At 56.0% G+C, this 17,561-nt stretch carries 15 protein-coding genes; 6 read left to right on the forward strand and 9 right to left on the reverse strand.

Annotated elements, in window-relative coordinates:
* Window positions 1-78 precede the first annotated feature (78 nt).
* Entirely contained in the window at window positions 79-1,767 is a 1,689-nt protein-coding gene (locus GHN86_RS17830) for a DUF4153 domain-containing protein (protein WP_153380251.1), read from the forward strand.
* Window positions 1,768-2,041: 274 nt separating this feature from the next.
* Window positions 2,042-3,718, forward strand: coding sequence for a DUF4153 domain-containing protein (locus GHN86_RS17835; protein WP_153380252.1), 1,677 nt, complete (start codon window positions 2,042-2,044; stop codon window positions 3,716-3,718).
* Between the two features lie 148 nt (window positions 3,719-3,866).
* Here the strand turns inward: GHN86_RS17835 and GHN86_RS17840 are convergent, their stop codons facing one another.
* Entirely contained in the window at window positions 3,867-5,063 is a 1,197-nt protein-coding gene (locus GHN86_RS17840) for a class I SAM-dependent rRNA methyltransferase (RefSeq protein WP_153380254.1), read from the reverse strand.
* Between the two features lie 147 nt (window positions 5,064-5,210).
* Between GHN86_RS17840 and GHN86_RS17845 the strand changes: the two genes are divergently transcribed.
* Both GHN86_RS17845 and mutM read left to right on the forward strand, forming a co-directional pair.
* The gene (locus tag GHN86_RS17845) at window positions 5,211-6,077 is read left to right on the forward strand and encodes an HDOD domain-containing protein (RefSeq protein WP_153380256.1); all 867 of its coding nucleotides are present in this window, start codon (window positions 5,211-5,213) and stop codon (window positions 6,075-6,077) included.
* Window positions 6,078-6,890 carry a bifunctional DNA-formamidopyrimidine glycosylase/DNA-(apurinic or apyrimidinic site) lyase gene (mutM, locus tag GHN86_RS17850; protein WP_153380258.1) on the forward strand — a complete coding sequence of 271 codons (813 nt, stop codon included), beginning with the start codon at window positions 6,078-6,080 and terminating at the stop codon, window positions 6,888-6,890.
* A gap of 134 nt (window positions 6,891-7,024) precedes the next feature.
* Here the strand turns inward: mutM and GHN86_RS17855 are convergent, their stop codons facing one another.
* The 3 genes from GHN86_RS17855 to GHN86_RS17865 all read right to left on the reverse strand — a co-directional run bounded on the left by GHN86_RS17855 (window position 7,025) and on the right by GHN86_RS17865 (window position 9,462).
* The gene (locus tag GHN86_RS17855; RefSeq protein ID WP_122785518.1) at window positions 7,025-7,276 is read right to left on the reverse strand and encodes a YfhL family 4Fe-4S dicluster ferredoxin; all 252 of its coding nucleotides are present in this window, start codon (window positions 7,274-7,276) and stop codon (window positions 7,025-7,027) included.
* Between the two features lie 100 nt (window positions 7,277-7,376).
* Window positions 7,377-7,859, reverse strand: coding sequence for a pantetheine-phosphate adenylyltransferase (gene coaD / locus GHN86_RS17860; RefSeq protein ID WP_019409197.1), 483 nt, complete (start codon window positions 7,857-7,859; stop codon window positions 7,377-7,379).
* A gap of 172 nt (window positions 7,860-8,031) precedes the next feature.
* Window positions 8,032-9,462, reverse strand: coding sequence for a coniferyl aldehyde dehydrogenase (locus GHN86_RS17865; protein ID WP_153380260.1), 1,431 nt, complete (start codon window positions 9,460-9,462; stop codon window positions 8,032-8,034).
* A 137-nt stretch (window positions 9,463-9,599) separates the two neighbouring features.
* Between GHN86_RS17865 and GHN86_RS17870 the strand changes: the two genes are divergently transcribed.
* Together GHN86_RS17870 and GHN86_RS17875 are read left to right on the forward strand one after the other, a co-directional pair.
* Window positions 9,600-10,268 (forward strand): TetR/AcrR family transcriptional regulator, encoded by a 669-nt coding sequence (locus GHN86_RS17870; RefSeq protein WP_153380262.1) that lies wholly within the window; start codon window positions 9,600-9,602, stop codon window positions 10,266-10,268.
* 29 nt (window positions 10,269-10,297) lie between these two features.
* Window positions 10,298-11,152 carry a sulfurtransferase gene (locus GHN86_RS17875; RefSeq protein ID WP_153380264.1) on the forward strand — a complete coding sequence of 285 codons (855 nt, stop codon included), beginning with the start codon at window positions 10,298-10,300 and terminating at the stop codon, window positions 11,150-11,152.
* On the opposite strand, the gene GHN86_RS17880 is transcribed toward GHN86_RS17875, so the two are convergent.
* The 5 genes from GHN86_RS17880 to GHN86_RS17900 all read right to left on the reverse strand — a co-directional run bounded on the left by GHN86_RS17880 (window position 11,139) and on the right by GHN86_RS17900 (window position 17,210).
* Window positions 11,139-12,191, reverse strand: a complete 1,053-nt coding sequence (locus GHN86_RS17880) for a hydrolase (RefSeq protein WP_323369421.1) — start codon at window positions 12,189-12,191, stop codon at window positions 11,139-11,141. The two genes, GHN86_RS17875 and GHN86_RS17880, sit on opposite strands and share 14 nt — an antisense overlap.
* 162 nt (window positions 12,192-12,353) lie before the next feature.
* A complete protein-coding gene (locus GHN86_RS17885) occupies window positions 12,354-13,607 on the reverse strand; it encodes a M16 family metallopeptidase (protein ID WP_153387068.1) in 1,254 nt (417 codons plus the stop codon).
* A 156-nt stretch (window positions 13,608-13,763) separates the two neighbouring features.
* Window positions 13,764-14,372 carry a 16S rRNA (guanine(966)-N(2))-methyltransferase RsmD gene (gene rsmD, locus GHN86_RS17890; RefSeq protein WP_153380268.1) on the reverse strand — a complete coding sequence of 203 codons (609 nt, stop codon included), beginning with the start codon at window positions 14,370-14,372 and terminating at the stop codon, window positions 13,764-13,766.
* Window positions 14,372-15,862, reverse strand: coding sequence for a M16 family metallopeptidase (locus GHN86_RS17895; protein ID WP_153380270.1), 1,491 nt, complete (start codon window positions 15,860-15,862; stop codon window positions 14,372-14,374). The genes rsmD and GHN86_RS17895 overlap by 1 nt, the downstream gene beginning before the upstream one ends.
* Complete coding sequence (locus tag GHN86_RS17900) at window positions 15,855-17,210, reverse strand: M16 family metallopeptidase (protein ID WP_153380272.1); 1,356 nt, start codon at window positions 17,208-17,210, stop codon at window positions 15,855-15,857. Before GHN86_RS17900 ends, GHN86_RS17895 begins: the two co-directional genes overlap by 8 nt.
* Window positions 17,211-17,561 lie beyond the last annotated feature (351 nt).

Below are 17,561 nucleotides of genomic sequence, written 5' to 3' on the forward strand. Positions count from 1 at the left end.
GCACCGATTCTACACGGCTGATAGCCGGAGGGAATGGGGGTAGAGTGCGCAGGTGCTGTTCTTCGATAAGGATTCACCATGCTGACACTCAACCGTTCTGCCAAAACCTCGTTATCTATAGGGCTGGCGCAAGGCCTGTTGCTATGGCTGGCCAGTGTTATCGCTGAGCCGGGGATGAAGTTCGCCTTGGTCACGGCCGTACTGGTTGGCGGCATTAACCTGCTGCTGTTGGGCGACAACATTCGGCGGCGTGGCACAGGCTGGCTGGTGCTCGGGCTGACCGTGGTGATGACGGCGATCAGTGGCTGGGTGTTTTGGGAAGGAGACGATACCGGGCGCCCCGGCAATTGGCTGCCGGGGAGCTGGACCTGTTTTGCAGTGGTGATTACCTACATTTGCACCGCTTTCATATTGAGCTGGCCCACCCGTGAAGGGCGAGCGCCCCGTTACGAAGACCTATTCCGCCATGCGTGGGACACGGTGTTTATCGTATTGCTGGGCTTGCTGCTGAACGCGGTGTTTTGGGCGCTGCTGCTGTTATGGGGCAGTTTGTTCAAGATGCTCGGCATCGTGGCGCTGAACAAACTGTTCTCGGCGGATGGCTTCATCTATGTGGCCTCGGCGATGGTGTTTGCGCTGGGTGTGAACATGGGCCGCGACAATGATCGGGTGATCGGCCTGCTGCGTGGCATTTTGCTCACGCTGTGCCGCGTATTGCTGCCATTGAGCGCGTTGATCGTCATCGTGTTCACCTTCGCTTTGCCCTTTACCGGGCTGGCGCCGATCTGGGCCACGGGTTACTCGACGACGATCATGTTATGTCTGGTGGCCGCCAACCTGTTTTTGTTGAATGGGGTCTTTCAAGACGGCGCACAGAACAGTGGTTATCCGGTCTGGCTGCTGCGCATGGTCGACCTGTGCCTGTTGTGCTTGCCGGTACTCGTCGGGTTGGCCGGGTATTCGACGTGGCTGCGCATCGAACAATATGGACTCACTCCGAGCCGCTTGCTGGCGATGCTGCTGGTGGGTGTGATGTTCGCTCATAGCCTGGCGGCGGTGTGGGCGGTGATCGTCCCGAAGGGTCAATGGCTAGGGCGTTTGCGTGTCAGCAACCCGGCGATTGCACTGATGACCGTGCTGGTGTTGCTGGTGATACATACGCCGTGGCTCAGCCCGTTACAGTTCAGCGCACAGAATCAGGTGCAGCGGCTCATTGAGGGGAAAACCCCGGTTGAACGCTTTGATGCCGATACCTTGCGAAATCGCTTGGGAGCGCCCGGAAGGCAGGCGTATGAGGCTTTGTTGGCTCAGGTCGAGCAGGGGCAGGTACTGACACCCGAGGCGCGGCCGATGTTATTGAAGCGGCTAAAGGAAGCTGAAACCAGCACTGGCCACTCGAGTGAACGTGTCATCGAGTGGATCGGCCCCAAAGTTGAAGGCAGCGAACAATTCGACACGCCGCAGATCGGCGGTAATGCATGCAGAGGCGGAGGCTGCGTGTTGTGGGCGGTGGATCTGGATCAAGACGGGCAGGACGAAGTGTTACGCGTGTCCCAGAGCGATCGGTATGACGCGCCTGAATTTTTCAAGCGTGACGCTCAGGGCTCATGGCAGCTAGTCGGGAGGTATGAGGGTGTTGAAAACGCCCAGGCGTTGATCGAAAAGATTCGTCAGGGTGACGTGAAGGTCGTCAAACCGCGCTATCAATCGTTGCAGGTGGAGGGCGTGATACTCGACCCGCAGGTAAATCACACGCTTGAGCCTTGATCTCAATCTTTTAAAGGCCTGTGCCCGCCTGCGTTTACGCGCAGTTGGGCAGCACCTTGCTTAATGCATTGAGAAGTTTTACCCAGTTTCGTGTTTTGAAGGTATTTGTTGTGTAAGAAAAGTTACTCTTTTAAGAGGGGATTTATAATTAAGGCGTAGTCAATTTCTTTATTGGTTTTAAAGTGCAATTAATTATTTTGTAATATTTCCACTGATTAAGTTTATGCCCTTAATCCTTAGGATGGCAGCTTCTATTTGTCCTGAGGTTTTTAATATGTTCATTGTGAGAAACGTTAAAGATGCTCTGGTCGTTGGGCTGATTCAAGGGGTTTTTATTTGGTGGATGTTGTTGTCCTCGATAAATGTCGTGCGAGGCGTCCTGCTCGTTACGGTAGCGTTGGGCGCTTTCAATATATTGTTGTTGGGAGAAAACTTTCGCGAACGTGGTACTCATTGGTGGGTGATGGGTTTAACTGCGGTTATCGGTGTCATAACCGGTTGGGGGCTAATGCTAACGGGTGCAGGGGGTGACTCAACGGGATGGATGACCTATGGCTGGATCTTTTACGCGATAGTCATTAACTATATTGGCATGGCTTTTATATTAAGTTGGCCAAGCCGTTCCGGAAAACTCCCTCGTTATGAAGACTTGTTCCGGCATGCGTGGGATACCGTGTTTATCATGGTGTTGGGCGTGTTGATGTGCGCCGTATTCTGGTTTTTGATGGCGCTGTGTGCCGCCGCATTCACAATGATCGGAATCCCTATTTTCAACCTCCTGTTCTTTACTGGTTTTTTTATCATCGTGAGTTCCTGCGCAGCCATTGCTGTCGGTATACCCATAGGCCGAGAGAACCACTTTGTCATTGGCACGCTTCGCACATTCTTGCTTAAGTTATGCCGCTTTCTGCTGCCACTGGCTGCGCTGATCACTCTATGTTTTACATTCGCGTTGCCATTTGTGGGGCTTGAGCCGGTCGCAGGCCGGGGCTATTCCACCAAGACCCTTTTGTGTCTGGTGATAGCTAATGTGTTTCTGGTCAACGGTGTATTTCAGGATGGCATTCACCGCACCTCACAAGAGGATGCATACCCTGTATGGCTGCGGCTGATGGTAAATGTGTCACTGCTGTGCTTGCCGGTGCTCACGCTATTGGCGGGGTATTCACTGTGGCTGCGCATAGACGAGTACGGATTGACCCCCAACCGCTTCAAAGCAAGCCTGCTGACAGTGGTCATGCTGGCTTACAGTGTTGCAGCCACATGGGCAGTACTCGCACCACAACGCCTGTGGTTATGGAGCATGCGGGTCAGTAACTCGCTGATTGCCTTAATGATTGTACTGATGATGCTGGTCATGAATACGCCGTGGTTCAGTCCGCTGCAATTAAGCGCTAATAACCAGGTGGAACGCTTATTGAGTGGTAAGACTGAGGTCGAAAACTTCGATAGCAAAGCGCTGCGCGATTTTGGGCTGCCGGGCAAGCAGGCGTATGAAGCATTAATAGCGCAAGTTGAGCAAGGCCAAGTGCTGACACAGCATGTGCGAAAGGAACTGTTGGAACGCCTCGAGAAGGGCGGTACTGCCTACTCTGATCACTGGAAGCTATATACGCCGCAATGGATTGGACCAAAGGTTGAAGGCAGCGATCAATTCGACGATCCGCAGGATTACCCAATGGCGTGTTCGGGGGGACCTTGCGTACTTTGGGCAGTCGATCTGGATCTGGACGGCGAGGACGAAGTGCTGAAATTAGGCAAACGGGATGGGTATGAAACGCCCAATTTCTTCAAACGAAATGCCTTTGGCATCTGGCAGCACGGCGGTAGTTATGATTCTGTTAAAAACGCCTTGACCATGATTAAACATATTCGTCAGGGGGCGGTGAAAGTGGTGAAGCCACGATATCAATCGTTGCAGGTGGAAGACGAGATACTCGACCCAAGATAACCGTAGCAGCTGCCGCAGGCTGCGTCCGGCGGCGCAGCCGTCGAAAAGTCGGAGCCTTTGGTTTATCAGGAAAACCGGGAACTCAGACTTTACGATTGCTTCGTAATCGCACGCCCCCTGCGGCAACTGCTACGGGTTTGAGTTTGCTTTAACTGTTAGGCAGCAAACGGCAGGTGATGCTCTTGATGTAACGGGTTTCAGCAATGGCCGGGTGTACCGGGTGATCCGGGCCTTGGCCGCCGCGCTCCAGCAGTTGCATGTTGCGATCCAGATGGCGAGCGCTGGTCAGCAGGATGTTTTGCAGGTCATCCTCAGGCAGATGCATCGAGCACGATGCGCTGACCAGAATCCCGTCCTTGTTGAGCAGGCGCATGGCTTGCTCGTTCAGGCGGCGGTAAGCCCCTTCGCCGTTCTTGATGTCTTTCTTGCGCTTAATAAAGGCAGGCGGATCGGCCACGATTACGTCGAAACGCTCTTCGTTGGCTTTCAACTCCTTGAGGGCTTCAAACACGTCACCTTCCATGCAGGTCACTTTCTCGGCAAAGCCGTTCAGTGCCGCATTGCGTTCAACACCGTCCAGTGCAAACGACGAGGCGTCTACACAGAAGACTTCGCTGGCGCCGAAGGCCGCGGCCTGAATACCCCAACCGCCGATGTAGCTGTACAGGTCCAGAACACGCTTGCCTTTAACGTACGGGGCCAGACGCGCGCGGTTCATGCGGTGGTCGTAGAACCAGCCGGTTTTCTGGCCGGCGATCACCGGTGCTTCGAACTTCACGCCGTTCTCTTCCAGCGCTACCCACTCCGGTACCAGGCCGAAGACGGTTTCTACATAACGCTCCAGGCCTTCCGCATCACGGGCAGCTGAGTCGTTTTTGAACAGAATGCCGCTTGGCTTGATCACTTGAACCAGCGCCGCGATCACGTCAGCTTTGTGCTGCTCCATCGTGGCAGAAGCCAATTGCACCACCAGGATGTCGCCGAAACGATCCACCACCAGACCCGGCAGCAAATCGGAATCGCCGTACACCAGGCGGTAGAAAGGCTTGTCGAACAGGCGCTCGCGCAGGGACAAGGCCACGTTCAGGCGGTGGACCAACAACGATTTGTCCAAAGGCAGCTTGGCGTCACGCGACAACAAACGCGCACAGATCAAGTTGTTCGGGCTCATGGCCACGATGCCCAGCGGCTTGCCACCGGCTGATTCGAGCACCGCCTGATCACCGGCCTTGAAACCGTGAAGTGGGGTGGCGGCTACATCAATTTCATTGCTGTAGACCCACAAGTGGCCGGCGCGCAGGCGTCGATCGGCATTGGCTTTAAGGCGCAGGCTTGGCAGGGACATGACGTCGCTCCGGGTATTGAAAAGGGCGCGATTATAGCCCTAGACACGGCCTTCAAGCTCAGTTGATTCGCGGTATTGCGTCGGATTACCTGCCCTCGGGGTCAGAGAATTCCGCTAGAATCGCCCGCTATTCCAGAGTGAGTCCCCATGCCTCCCGAGCTTTCCTCCGAACAGATCAGCGTTGCCCTGCAAGGCATCAGCGTACCGCCTCAGCCGCAAATCATGGTGGACTTGCAGATGGAGCAATACATGCCCGACCCTGATCTTGAGGTGATCGCCGGTTTGATCGCTCAAGACCCGGGGTTGTCTGGCGCGCTGATGAAAATCGTCAACTCGCCGTATTACGGTCTGACCAACAAAATGGCCTCCATTCGTAGAGCCGTGACGTTGCTGGGCAGCCGTACTGTGATCAATTTGATCAATGCGCAGTCGATCAAGGGCGAGATGAGTGATGACACCATCGTGACCCTCAACCGTTTTTGGGACTCGGCGCAGGACGTGGCCATGACCAGCATGACGCTGGCCAAGCGCACGGGCGCCCAGGCGGTGGATGAAGCTTATGCCTTAGGCTTGTTCCACGATTGCGGCATCCCATTGATGCTCAAGCGCTTCCCCGATTACATGCGCGTGCTGGAACAGGGCTATGCCGATGCCGGGCCAGACAGTCGCGTAGTGGACATTGAAAACCGGCACTTCAACACCAACCATGCGGTGGTGGGCTATTACACGGCCAAGTCCTGGCGTCTGCCTGAACACCTGACGCACGCCATTGCCAATCACCACAATGCGCTGGCGATTTTCAGTGATGACTCGTCACGCCAAAGCCAGCTTAAAAACCTGCTGGCGACGTTGAAGATGGCCGAGCACATTTGTGCCTCGCATAAGGTGCTGGGTAATCAGCGCGATGATCATGAGTGGAACAGCATCAGTCACTTGGTGCTGGATTACGTGGGGTTGTCTGAGTACGACTTTGACAACCTGAAAGAAAGTATTCGCGACTTGGGGGTGCACTGAATGCCTGAACTGCCAGAAGTCGAAACAACCCGTCGTGGCATTGCTCCGCACCTCGAAGGGCAGCGGGTCAGCCGTGTGGTCGTGCGCGAACGGCGCCTGCGCTGGCCGATCCCGGACGATCTGGATGTGCGCCTGTCGGGGCAGAAGATCATCAAGGTCGAGCGCCGTGCTAAATACCTATTGATCAACGCTGAGGTGGGCACGTTGATCAGTCATTTGGGCATGTCCGGCAATTTGCGTCTGGTGGAGGCCGGTTTACCGGCGGCCAAGCACGAGCATGTGGACATTGAACTGGAGTCGGGGCTGGCCTTGCGGTACACCGACCCGCGGCGCTTTGGTGCGATGCTCTGGAGCCTTGACCCGCTCAACCACGAGTTGCTGATCAAACTGGGGCCGGAGCCACTGACCGATCTGTTTGAAGGTGATCGACTGTTTCAGATGTCACGCAAACGCTCGATGGCGGTCAAGCCATTCATTATGGATAACGCCGTGGTGGTGGGCGTGGGCAATATCTATGCGACCGAAGCGCTGTTTGCGGCAGGCATCGACCCGCGCCGCGAGGCGGGCAGTATTTCCAGGGCGCGCTATTTGAAACTGGCGATTGAGATCAAGCGGATTCTGGCTGCCGCCATTGAGCGCGGTGGCACTACCTTGCGCGACTTTATTGGTGGTGACGGTCAGCCGGGATATTTTCAGCAGGAACTGTTTGTGTACGGCCGTGGCTATGAACCGTGCAAGGTTTGTGGCACTGAGTTACGCGAAGTCAAACTGGGCCAGCGCGCCAGCGTGTTCTGCCCGCGTTGCCAGAAGTAACCGACGCAATGCCTTGTAGCCGCTGACGAGGAACGAAGGCTGCGATGGGCTGCGTAGCGGCCCCGATTTTGAGGTTCTGTAGACCCTCATCGCAGCCTTCGTACCTCGTCAGCGACTACAGCACACCCACAAAATCAGGCTTTACCGGTAATTGCCCGGTACTTGGCCATCAACTGCTCTTCGGTTTCCGGGTGGGCTTCATCCAGCGGGATGCAGTCAACCGGGCACACCTGTTGGCATTGCGGCTCATCGTAATGGCCTACGCACTGGGTGCACAGGTTAGGGTCGATCACATAGATCTCTTCACCCTGGGAAATCGCGGCGTTCGGACACTCGGGTTCGCAGACGTCGCAGTTAATGCAATCGTCGGTAATGATCAGGGACATGGGTACTCCGGCCGGGGCAGTCAGCCCGGGCAACTGAAATCGAATGCGCGCAATTGTGCCGCATTGGCGCCCGTAGTGCACGCGGGCGCCGCTTCAGCGGTTACTTCTTGCGAAAGCGCTCAGTCAGGGCGTCAGCCACAACCGGGTGCACAAACTTGCTGATATCACCGCCCAAGGCCGCAATTTCACGGACCAACGTCGACGAAATGAACGAATAGCGCTCAGACGGCGTGAGAAACAGGCTCTCGACGTCCGGAGCCAGTTGACGGTTCATGTTCGCCAGCTGGAACTCGTATTCGAAGTCAGAGACCGCCCGTAAACCACGCAAAAACACATTGGCGTTCTGTTCTTTGGCGAAGTGGGCAAGCAGTGTCGAAAAGCCGACTACCTCAACATTGGGCAGGTGCTTGGTGACTTCACGTGCCAGCTCAACGCGCTGTTCCAGAGGAAATAGCGGGTTTTTTTTGGTGCTGGCAGCGACAGCAATGATCACGTGATCGAACAGGCGCGAGGCGCGCTCGACCAGATCGCCGTGGCCCTTGGTAATAGGGTCAAATGTACCTGGGTACAACACTCGGTTCATCGCGTCGTCCTGGCGGGAATCCGTTGGGGAGTCGGATGGTATCGCAGCCTTACCGGTCGGCCAAGTCGCCATTCGCAGAAGAAAGCACTATAGACGTAGCAGAAAGAGTCACTTTTCGCAGATTTTAGGGTGCTGATGGCCTTCCCATGCCGTTACTGAGCACCCTCTGCGCCTAACGAATAAACAACTTCTGGATCAGGCGAACCCGTTGTCGGTCGTACGGTGGGTAGGCCGCCATCGAACTGTTCAAGCGCTGTTTGATCAACACACCTTTGGCTTTGCTGAAGGTTAAAAAGCCTTCGTGACCGTGGTAATGCCCCATGCCTGAATGGCCGACGCCACCAAATGGCAGGTCGTCGATGGCCACGTGTTGCAGCGTTTCGTTGATGCACACGCCACCCGAGTGGGTGTGCTGAATGACGTGTTCCTGTTCCGCCTTGTTGTAGCCAAAGTAATAAAGCGCTAACGGCCGTGGTCTGGCGTTTATGTAGGCCAACGCTTCGTCCAGTCGGTGATACGTGACAATGGGCAGCAGCGGGCCAAAGATTTCTTCCTGCATCACTTGCATGTCGTCGCTGACGTTCATTAACAACGTATGGGGCATGCGCCTGCCCTGACCGTGGTCATACAGCGCAATTAACCGGGCGCCTTTACGCTCAGCGTCCGCTTGCAGGTGTTCAAGGCGCGCCACTTGCCGCTCGTTGATGATGGCGGTGTAGTCCGGATTGTCGGTCAGGGTGGGGTAAAAACCGTGAACAGCCGTGCGATAGGCTTCGACAAAGCCTTCGACCCTGTTGTGTGGCACCAGCACATAATCAGGGGCAATACAGGTTTGCCCGGCATTCAGGGTTTTGCCCCAGGCAATGCGTTGTGCGGCTTCTTTGAGCGAGACTTCAGCCGATACGATGGCGGGGGATTTACCGCCCAACTCCAACGTGACCGGGGTCAGGTTTTCTGCGGCCGCTCGCATCACCTGTTTGCCCACGTGGGTAGAGCCGGTGAACAGCAAATGATCAAACGCCAGCGCTGAGAAAGCGGCTGCCACATCGGTTTCCCCCAGTACCACGCACACCATGTCCTCAGGGAAAATGCGCCCCAGCAATTCTTTGAGCCAGTGCCCGGTGGCCGGGGTGAATTCGCTGAGCTTGAGCATGACCCGGTTACCTGCCGCCAATGCTCCTACCAAAGGGCCAATGGCCAGGTACAGCGGGTAGTTCCACGGCACGATAATGCCGATCACCCCTAAAGGTTGATACACCACTTTGGCGCTGGCGGGCTGGAACATGACGCCAACGTGACGGGGTGAAGGCTTCATCCAGTGCTTGAGGTGTTTGAGGGTGTAATCAATGCCGTGCAGGCTGGGCATCAACTCGGCAAAAAGGGTCTCGTCCGGGCTGCGGTGGCTGAAATCCTGGCTGATGGCGTCAATCAACACCTCACGCTCATCACTTAATAATTGGCGCAGGCTTTTTAGCCATTGCTGGCGTTGCGCAAGAGGAGGAAACGGATGAGCGGCGTACGCCTGACGCTGCAGGTCGAGCAGCGCCTTGAGTTCGCTGATAGAGGTAGCAGGCGCTTGATAACGGACGCTGTCGACAGACATGACGGGCTCCAGACTTAAATAGGCTCGATTGCTTTTAGGTTGCGCTGGCACAGTTGTCAAACGGGGCGGAACCTGTGGTTTATCGTGACCCCTGTTAAGTCGTAAGATGCCGTTCGTCACTCATGGAGGTCCGGTTCATGACCGCACGAATCAAAACCAGCCAGCGCATTGTCGAGACCAGTCTGGATCTGTTTAATCAGTTGGGGGAGCGCAGTGTGAGTACCAATCACATTGCGGCCCATATGGAGATCTCTCCGGGCAATCTGTATTACCACTTCCCTAACAAGCAGGCCATTATCTCGGTGCTGTTCGCCGAGTTTGAAACCCTTGTATTGAGTTTTCTGCGTCCCCCGCAAGGACGCCGGGTGGCGGTTGCCGACAAACGCCATTACGTGCAGCACTTGCTGGACGCCATGTGGCGCTATCGCTTCATTTACCGGGATATTGAGCACTTGTTACGTAGCGACGCTGATCTGGCTGCGAGCTATCGCCGGTTTTCATTCGCGTGCCTGACGCAAGCACAGGCTATTTACAGTGGCTTTGTGGAGGCCGGCATCCTGCGCATGAGTGCGCAGCAAGTCGAGTCCTTGGCCCTCAATGCCTGGATCATTCTCACCTCGTGGGTCAGTTTCCTGTGTGCGACCCGCGAGAACAGCGACACGCTCAGTGAGCAGGCGCTCAAGCGCGGAGTGTATCAAGTGCTGGAGCTGTCTTCGGGGTTTACCACCGAACACGCCCGTGCTGAAGTCGATGAGCTCATCAAGGATTTTTACGTCCCGTTGAATCAAACGCTGGACGGTCATTAACAGCCTTTCACCCTTCACAGGAGTTCACCATGCCCATTGCGCAATTGATCAGCCCTCAAGCTCTGAAGGATCGTCAGGAGCAGCCTGGCCTGATTATCCTTGATTGCCGTTTTGCGCTTGAAGACCCGGACTATGGGCGTTGCAGCTATGCCGAAGGGCACATTGAAGGTGCTCAATACGCGGACCTGGAACGTCATTTGAGCGGTCCTGTGAGCAAAGGTGTCACAGGCCGTCACCCGCTACCCGACGCTCAAACCTTGCTTGAACAACTGCGCGTGTGGGGCATCAACCAAGACAGCGACGTGGTGCTCTATGATGACGGCCCCGGCGCTTTTGCTGCCCGGGCGTGGTGGTTATTGATGTGGCTGGGCAAGCGCGACGGGGTGTTCATTCTGGACGGTGGGCTCAAGGCTTGGCATGCCGCCGGTTTTCCGTTGAGTATTGACGCAGTGTCACGGCCGCGTGGCACCTTCAATGGAACGCCGGATGACCGCTTGTTGATCAGTACTGATCAATTGCTGATGCGTCTGGGGAGCCCTCAGCTGACGTTGATAGATGCGCGGGCCCAAGCGCGTTTTCGTGGTGAGGTCGAACCTATCGATCCCGTCGCCGGGCATATTCCGGGCGCGCAATGCGCAGCCTTTGGCGAAAATCTTGACAGTAACGGGTGTTTCTTGCCTGCCGAGCAACTCAAACAGCGTTTTGCCGAGCAATTGGGCGACCGTTCGCCTGAGCAATTGGTGGCTTACTGTGGCTCGGGTGTCACCGCGTGCCATAACCTGTTTGCATTGGCGTTGGCGGGGTATCCGTTAGGCAAGCTCTATCCCGGCTCATGGAGCGAGTGGATCACCGACCCGCAGCGAGAGATTGCTACCGGCGCTTAAGAGCGCTTTTGAGGGCTTTGTGGTGTAGCGCCGCCAGCCATTGCGGAATGCGTCTTTCAAGGTAGTACGTCGGTTTTCGTGGACTGCCTTCAACGAAGCCCACATGTCCGCCCTGAGCATGCAGTTCCAGACAGGTGGAGGCTGACAGCTCATCAGCTTCGGGGATGCTGTGTTTGAACACAAACGGATCGTCCTCGGCATGGATAATCAAGGTCGGCGTTTCGATAGCCTTCAGGTAATAACGGCTCGATGCTCGCCGATAGTAGTCAGCCACATTGATATAGCCGTTAAGTGGGGCTGTCACACGGTCATCGAACTCCCAGAAGGTGCGCATTTTGCCGAGTGATTGCGGTGTTCCCAGGCGGCTCAAGGTCGCAAGACCTTCATGTTTGGCGTCGTGGTGGAATTGGCGTTGTTTTTTTCGCAGGTAGTCCAGCATCTCGCGCATGAAATGCGCTTGGTAGACCTTGGAAAACCCCATTCCGATCCGGTCGGCGCACTGATCAAGCCGAAACGGTACAGAAACCGCGACCGCACCGTGCAGACCGCTGTCTCCGCTACTTTCACCGAGGTATTTGAGCAATACGTTACCGCCCAATGAATAGCCGACGGCATAGAGCGGAGCCTGTGGATACCTGGCCCGTAATTGCCCCACAACTTCTGCCAGATCTTCGCTGGCGCCCGAGTGATAGCTTCGGGTCAGCAAGTTCGGTTCGCCGGAGCAGCCGCGCCAGTTCAGGGCCGCGCTGGTCCAGCCACGCTTGGCAAGGGCCGTTTGCAGGCCCAACACGTAGTGCGACCCCGAAGATCCGGTGAGCCCATGCAGCACCAGCACCACTGGTGCAAAAGTTGATGGCGTGCCGAGCCAGTCCAGGTCGAGGAAGTCGCCATCTTCAAGCCACAGTCGTTCACGTTGATGCTCAACAGTCGGTTTGGTGCGCCAGAGTGCCCCCCATAATGTTTGCAAATGGGGATTGCCGAGGCCAAAGGCCGGAGCGAAGGATTCAAGCGGCAATGCCGGGGTGGCTGATAGGGGCACTTAGGGTCTCATCGGGGCAGCGGATTCGGTGTTGTGCATAAGTTGCCACAAGAGTGGTCGGCGCCCAAATTTAGGGTGATGGCCGGTGGCAATCATCATTGGCACCGACCCTTTGGCGAGTAACATAGCGGTATATTGACGGTATTTCACGGCCGCCGAGAATCAAACCTTACGCGGAAAAATATGCGCCACACTGGTACGTCCAGGGGTGAACCAGGCCTTGGCGATGCGTTGAATATCCTTTGAGGTCACGCTCTGTAGCGCTTGGGCTTGCGTGTCAATCAGTTGCCATGGCTGGCCGATGACCTCAAGGTTGCCAATGATTGAGCCTTGTAGTTCGAGAGTGTCCAGACTGTCGAGGTGAGCCAGTGCCTGAGCGCGACCATATTCCAGCGTCTGAGCGTCGAGCGGAGTTGCTTTCAACGTTTCAAGCAGTGCCTGTATGTTTTCCTGAATCTGCGGCAGGGGCATCCAGTTGTGCTCGCTGGTGGTCAGGGCAATCAACAGGAGGTCGTCTTCAAGGCGATAGGTAGGCAGTCGTGTCACCAGATTGCTCAGCGCTTTACTGTCATCCATAAACAGGCGAGGAATCCAGGCTTCTGGGCCTGAGGTCAGTAATGCGCTGATGATTTGCAAAACACTCATATCCAGTGAGTCGGTGGCAGTTGCCAGGCTGGGAGTGTTGATGGCCATTTGCAGACGTGGAAAAGGGGTGTCGAGAAACTGAGTGATTGTTCGCTCACCTTCGTAGACAGGGGAAGGTGCCGGATTCGCAGGTGTGAGATCGGTAAGTCGTGGGGGTTTGGCAAAGATTCGCTGGACCAGCGGTTGGATTTCTTCAAGCGAGGTATCGCCTACAACGACCAAAATGGAGTTGTTGGGGGCGTAGTGCTGTTTATGCCAGCGCATCACATCGCTCACAGTAAGCTGATCAAGATGATCGACATCACCGAATTTAAACGCTGCGCCGGCGTGCGGGAAAATAAGGTGTTCAAATTCAGGTGTGATCCAGAAATCGGAGCTGAAATAAGGATCGGCCAGCTCCAGTTCTTTTGTTTTCTGCAGCCCGACCTTAAGACGATCTTCTGACAAAACGGGCGGTTGCAACCTGGCCGCCAGCATCTCCAATACTGACTGGATGGCTGCGCGAGGGGCTTCCAGACTGTACGTGCTGACATCGTAGTCAAGCCAGCCATTGGCCTCTGCCCCAATTTTGTACGCGCGTTGTTTATCCTTGAAAGCAGCCCCCCCGGTGATATACGCCACACCTCGCTGATGCGCTTGTTCGTTACGGGTGCCTGCTTTATGGAAGAGCGTGGAGCAAATCGCAGGCGTGCGGTGGTCTTCACGCACAATGACTTTCAAGCCGTTATCGAGGGTGAACTCGCAGGTCTCTTTTGGAGTAGATAGCGTCATTCTTCACATTCCGTTGTTCGAGGCAGTGTTTAAACACGTCCGTTTATAGTGAACAGGCAGGATGCGTGAGCGCGTGAAGTGTGGGGCGGTAGATATATAGGAGATAAAAGAAAGGGTGTGGGAGCTGTTCAGGCCAGCTCCCACGAGGTTTCGGTATTACTCGGCGATCGGCGATTGCGGCGTTTCGCGCAGCCACAAGGCGTAGTTTACCCCTCCGGCTTTTTGTTCGCGGTGCAGGCGCCAGTTGGCAGGTAAGCCCAGCTCCGAGGGGCGGCGTTCGCTTTCAGTGTAAATCCAGGCGCTATCCGTCAACCATCCGCGTTGCTCCAGCAAGTCACACGCTGGTTTGAGCAGTTCCTTGTTGAAAGGAGGGTCAAGGAATACGACATCAAATGTGTCGATCGGTGTCGCGTCCAGAAAACGCAGCGCATCGGTTTGTTGAACCTCTCCGACGGTACAACGCAGCAGGCCCATGTTTTCACGAATATTGGAAATCGCATCACGGCTGCTGTCCAGCGCGACGCCTTTGGCGGCACCGCGTGACAGTGCTTCGAAAAACAGTGCGCCGCTGCCCGCAAACACGTCCAGCACCTTGGCGCCGATGATAGTAGGAGCCAGCCAGTTGAACAGAGTTTCACGTACACGGTCCGGCGTCGGGCGCAGACCTTCTACATGGGGGAAGTCGAGCTTGCGGCTGCGCCATTCCCCACCAATGATGCGTAACTGACCTGCACCCGAGTGCGATGTGTTTTTTGGCTTTGCCATTAATGCTCCGGAACCCCAAGAGGTTGCTCTGAAGGTTTGTCGGTAGGAGGTGGCAGTGGTTTTTGCGGCACAGTCGGGCCGGCGGTCACTACGACCATTTTGTCGGCGCTCAGGTGCTTGTTCATGGCGTCCTTGACCTGCTCTTTCGTCAGATTCTGAGACTGCTTCATGAAGGTTTCGAGATAGTCCAAAGGCAAATCGTAGAAGCCCATTGCGCCCAGTTGGCCGACGATGGCTGCGTTGCTGGCGGTGGACAGCGGGAAGCTGCCAGCCAGTTCACGCTTGGCATCGTCGAGTTCTTTTTGTGTCGGACCGTTTTTCAGGTAGTCAGACAGAATGTCTTGCACCAGCTTGAGCGTGCCTTCACTCAATTCGGCACGTGTTTGCAGGTTGATCATGAACGGGCCGCGCGCTTGCATGGGGCTGAAACTGGAATACACGCCATAAGTCAGGCCGCGTTTTTCACGCACTTCAGTCATCAAACGTGTACCAAAACCACCGCCACCCAGGATGCTGTTGCCCAATGACAGGGCCGCATAATCGGGATCATCACGGTCGATGCCCAACTGCGAGAGCAGCAAGTGGGTTTGCTTGGACGGGAACTCGATATGTGTCTGGCCCGCTTCAGGCACTGTCGGTTGTGCTGTTTTGTCGACCGCAGGGCCTTTAGGCAGTGCGGCAGAGACTTGAGCTGCGATGGCTTCAGCCTCTTCGCGAGATAAATCACCCACGATGGCAATCACGGCATTACCTGCGGTGTAGGCCTTGTTATGAAAGGCCTTGAGCTGGTCGATGGTGATTGAGGTGATGCTTTCGGCATTGCCGTCAGTGGAGTGCGCATACGGGTGGTTACCGTATAGGCGCTTGAACAGCTCGTTGCTGGCCAGTTTTCCGGGGTTCTGCTTTTGGTACTCGAAGCTGGCGAGCAACTGGTTTTTGATCCGTGCCAGAGAATCGGCCGGGAAGGTGGGTTTGCCCACAACTTCAGCAAACAGGTTCAACGCCGGAGTGCGTTTATCCACATCGCTCAGGCTGCGCAGCGAGGCTACGGCCATGTCGCGGTAGGCGCCATTACTGAAGTCGGCGCCCAGGCCTTCAAAACCTTGTGCGATAGCGCCAACATCTTTGCCTGCTACGCCTTCATTGAGCATGGCGTTGGTCAGCAAGGCCAGACCGGGCGTGTTGTCGTCCTGGCTGCTGCCGGCTGCGAACGTCAGACGCAAGTCGAACATAGGCAATTGCCGCGCTTCAACGAACAGAACTTTAGAGCCTTCGGCGGTTTTCCAGGTTTGTACATTCAGGGCGCGGTGGCTGGGCGCCTTGCCGTCCAGCTCTGCCAGAGATTCGAGCTTGTGCTCGGTTTTGGCTTGATCGAGGGCTTGGCTGGCAACCGATTCACCGGGGTTAGCGAAGTAATAGCCGAGTACCCCGACCAGAATGGCGGCGCTCAGGCCGAGCAGGGCGTAGCGGGGACCTTTACGCTCACTCATGGGTTTTCTCCTCAGGCAGTACATGCGCAACGCTGAGGCGCTCGCGAGTGAAGTAAGTGCGGGCCGCTTGCTGAATATCGGCTGGCGTCACCTTTTGCAGGTCTTGCAGTTCGGTGTCCATGAGCTTCCATGACAGACCGACGCTTTCGAGCTGGCCAATCGAAGTGGCCTGGCTGTTGATCGAGTCGCGCTCGTACACCAGACCGGCAATGACCTGGGCACGTACACGCTCCAGCTCTTCGGCCGTAGGTGGGGTTTTCTTGAGGTCATCAATCAAGCGCCACAAGCCAGCTTCGGCTTGGGCCAACGTGACGTTTTTCTGGCTGTTGGGCATTGCCGACAACATAAACAGGCTGTCGCCACGGGTGAATGCGTTGTAGTTGGTTGACGCACCGGACACCAGTTCTTCGCCGCGCTCCAATTGGGTCGGCATGCGCGCACTGTAGCCGCCGTCAAGCAGCGCCGAAATCAGACGCAAGGCGTTGGCGCTCACCGGGTCTTTGGCGGTGGCAACACTCGGTACATTGAAGCCCAGCATCAAGCTTGGCAGTTGGGTCTGTACGTGGATTTTAAGCAGGCGCTCACCGGGAGCGGCCAGTTCCAGCGGAGTTTTTGCGATAGGAATTTCACGTTTGGGTACAGTGCCGAAGTAGCGCTGAGCCAAGGATTTGACTTCATCGGGAGTAACATCACCCACCACCACCAGCGTGGCGTTGTTGGGTGCGTACCACTCTTCATACCAGGCACGTAGTTCGCCGACACTCATGCGCTCAAGGTCCACCATCCAGCCGATGGTTGGGGTGTGATAACCACTGGACGGAAAGGCCATGGCGGTGAACAGCTCAAAAGCTTTGCTCATCGGTTGATCGTCGGTGCGCAGACGGCGCTCCTCCTTGATTACTTCAATCTCGCGTTTGAACTCTTCTGGCGGCAGGCGAAGGCTGGCCATGCGGTCGGCTTCGAGTTCAAAGGCGACGCCAAGGCGGTCGCGGGCCAGTACTTGGTAGTAAGCGGTGTAGTCATCACTGGTGAAGGCGTTTTCCTGAGCGCCGAGATCGCGCAGGATCAGCGAAGCCTCGCCGGGACCGACCTTGTTACTGCCTTTGAACATCATGTGCTCTAGCGCATGGGACAGGCCAGTCTTGCCCGGGGTCTCATAACTGGAGCCCACTTTGTACCAGACCTGAGAGACCACCACAGGCGCGCGGTGGTCTTCGCGCACGATGACTTTAAGGCCATTGTCCAGACGAAACTCATGGGTCGGCTGTGGTTCGGCCGCGATGGCCGAAAGCGGAACTAAAACTGTGCTGAGCAACAGGCCAGCGGCGCGGCGGGCTAGAGCATTCATTCGTTTTTAAACCTGTTGGGCTGTCCGCTTGGCCTTAGCGTCGGCGGGTGAGGAGGTGCTAGGATACTGATCCGTTTTACTGGCGGCCACGCCTATCAAGCTTTTGACCATCAGGCGATGTTTGATGGGGCAGTATAGGAGCTGGTCCAGAAATGTGGGGTTATCCAGGGAAGTTGCGGTTTTTTGCCGATTTTTCCTCTGCATATCCGCGTTAGAGCGAAGTTTTAGAGGTGTTTTTGACCCTCTGAACCTGTTTTGTGCGAACAAGCTGACAAATAAATAGTCTTTGTCACACCCATTATTATTTGCCGGGGCGCCACAGTGGCGCGTCGCTACGATGAGATAGCCGTC

The sequence above is a fragment of the Pseudomonas helleri genome, from assembly GCF_009600315.1.
Classification (GTDB): Bacteria; Pseudomonadota; Gammaproteobacteria; order Pseudomonadales; family Pseudomonadaceae; genus Aquipseudomonas; species Aquipseudomonas helleri_A.

Bases quoted from the DNA above. Each gene is read 5' to 3' on its own strand.
- GHN86_RS17845 (WP_153380256.1), top strand. From the start codon at position 5,211: ATGCCTCCCGAGCTTTCCTCCGAACAGATCAGCGTTGCCCTGCAAGGC.
- GHN86_RS17870 (WP_153380262.1), top strand. From the start codon at position 9,600: ATGACCGCACGAATCAAAACCAGCCAGCGCATTGTCGAGACCAGTCTG.
- GHN86_RS17855 (WP_122785518.1), bottom strand. From the start codon at position 7,276: ATGTCCCTGATCATTACCGACGATTGCATTAACTGCGACGTCTGCGAA.
- GHN86_RS17835 (WP_153380252.1), top strand. From the start codon at position 2,042: ATGTTCATTGTGAGAAACGTTAAAGATGCTCTGGTCGTTGGGCTGATT.
- GHN86_RS17885 (WP_153387068.1), bottom strand. From the start codon at position 13,607: ATGACGCTATCTACTCCAAAAGAGACCTGCGAGTTCACCCTCGATAAC.
- GHN86_RS17900 (WP_153380272.1), bottom strand. From the start codon at position 17,210: ATGAATGCTCTAGCCCGCCGCGCCGCTGGCCTGTTGCTCAGCACAGTT.
- GHN86_RS17895 (WP_153380270.1), bottom strand. From the start codon at position 15,862: ATGAGTGAGCGTAAAGGTCCCCGCTACGCCCTGCTCGGCCTGAGCGCC.
- mutM (WP_153380258.1), top strand. From the start codon at position 6,078: ATGCCTGAACTGCCAGAAGTCGAAACAACCCGTCGTGGCATTGCTCCG.
- GHN86_RS17830 (WP_153380251.1), top strand. From the start codon at position 79: ATGCTGACACTCAACCGTTCTGCCAAAACCTCGTTATCTATAGGGCTG.
- GHN86_RS17875 (WP_153380264.1), top strand. From the start codon at position 10,298: ATGCCCATTGCGCAATTGATCAGCCCTCAAGCTCTGAAGGATCGTCAG.
- coaD (WP_019409197.1), bottom strand. From the start codon at position 7,859: ATGAACCGAGTGTTGTACCCAGGTACATTTGACCCTATTACCAAGGGC.
- GHN86_RS17840 (WP_153380254.1), bottom strand. From the start codon at position 5,063: ATGTCCCTGCCAAGCCTGCGCCTTAAAGCCAATGCCGATCGACGCCTG.
- GHN86_RS17865 (WP_153380260.1), bottom strand. From the start codon at position 9,462: ATGTCTGTCGACAGCGTCCGTTATCAAGCGCCTGCTACCTCTATCAGC.
- rsmD (WP_153380268.1), bottom strand. From the start codon at position 14,372: ATGGCAAAGCCAAAAAACACATCGCACTCGGGTGCAGGTCAGTTACGC.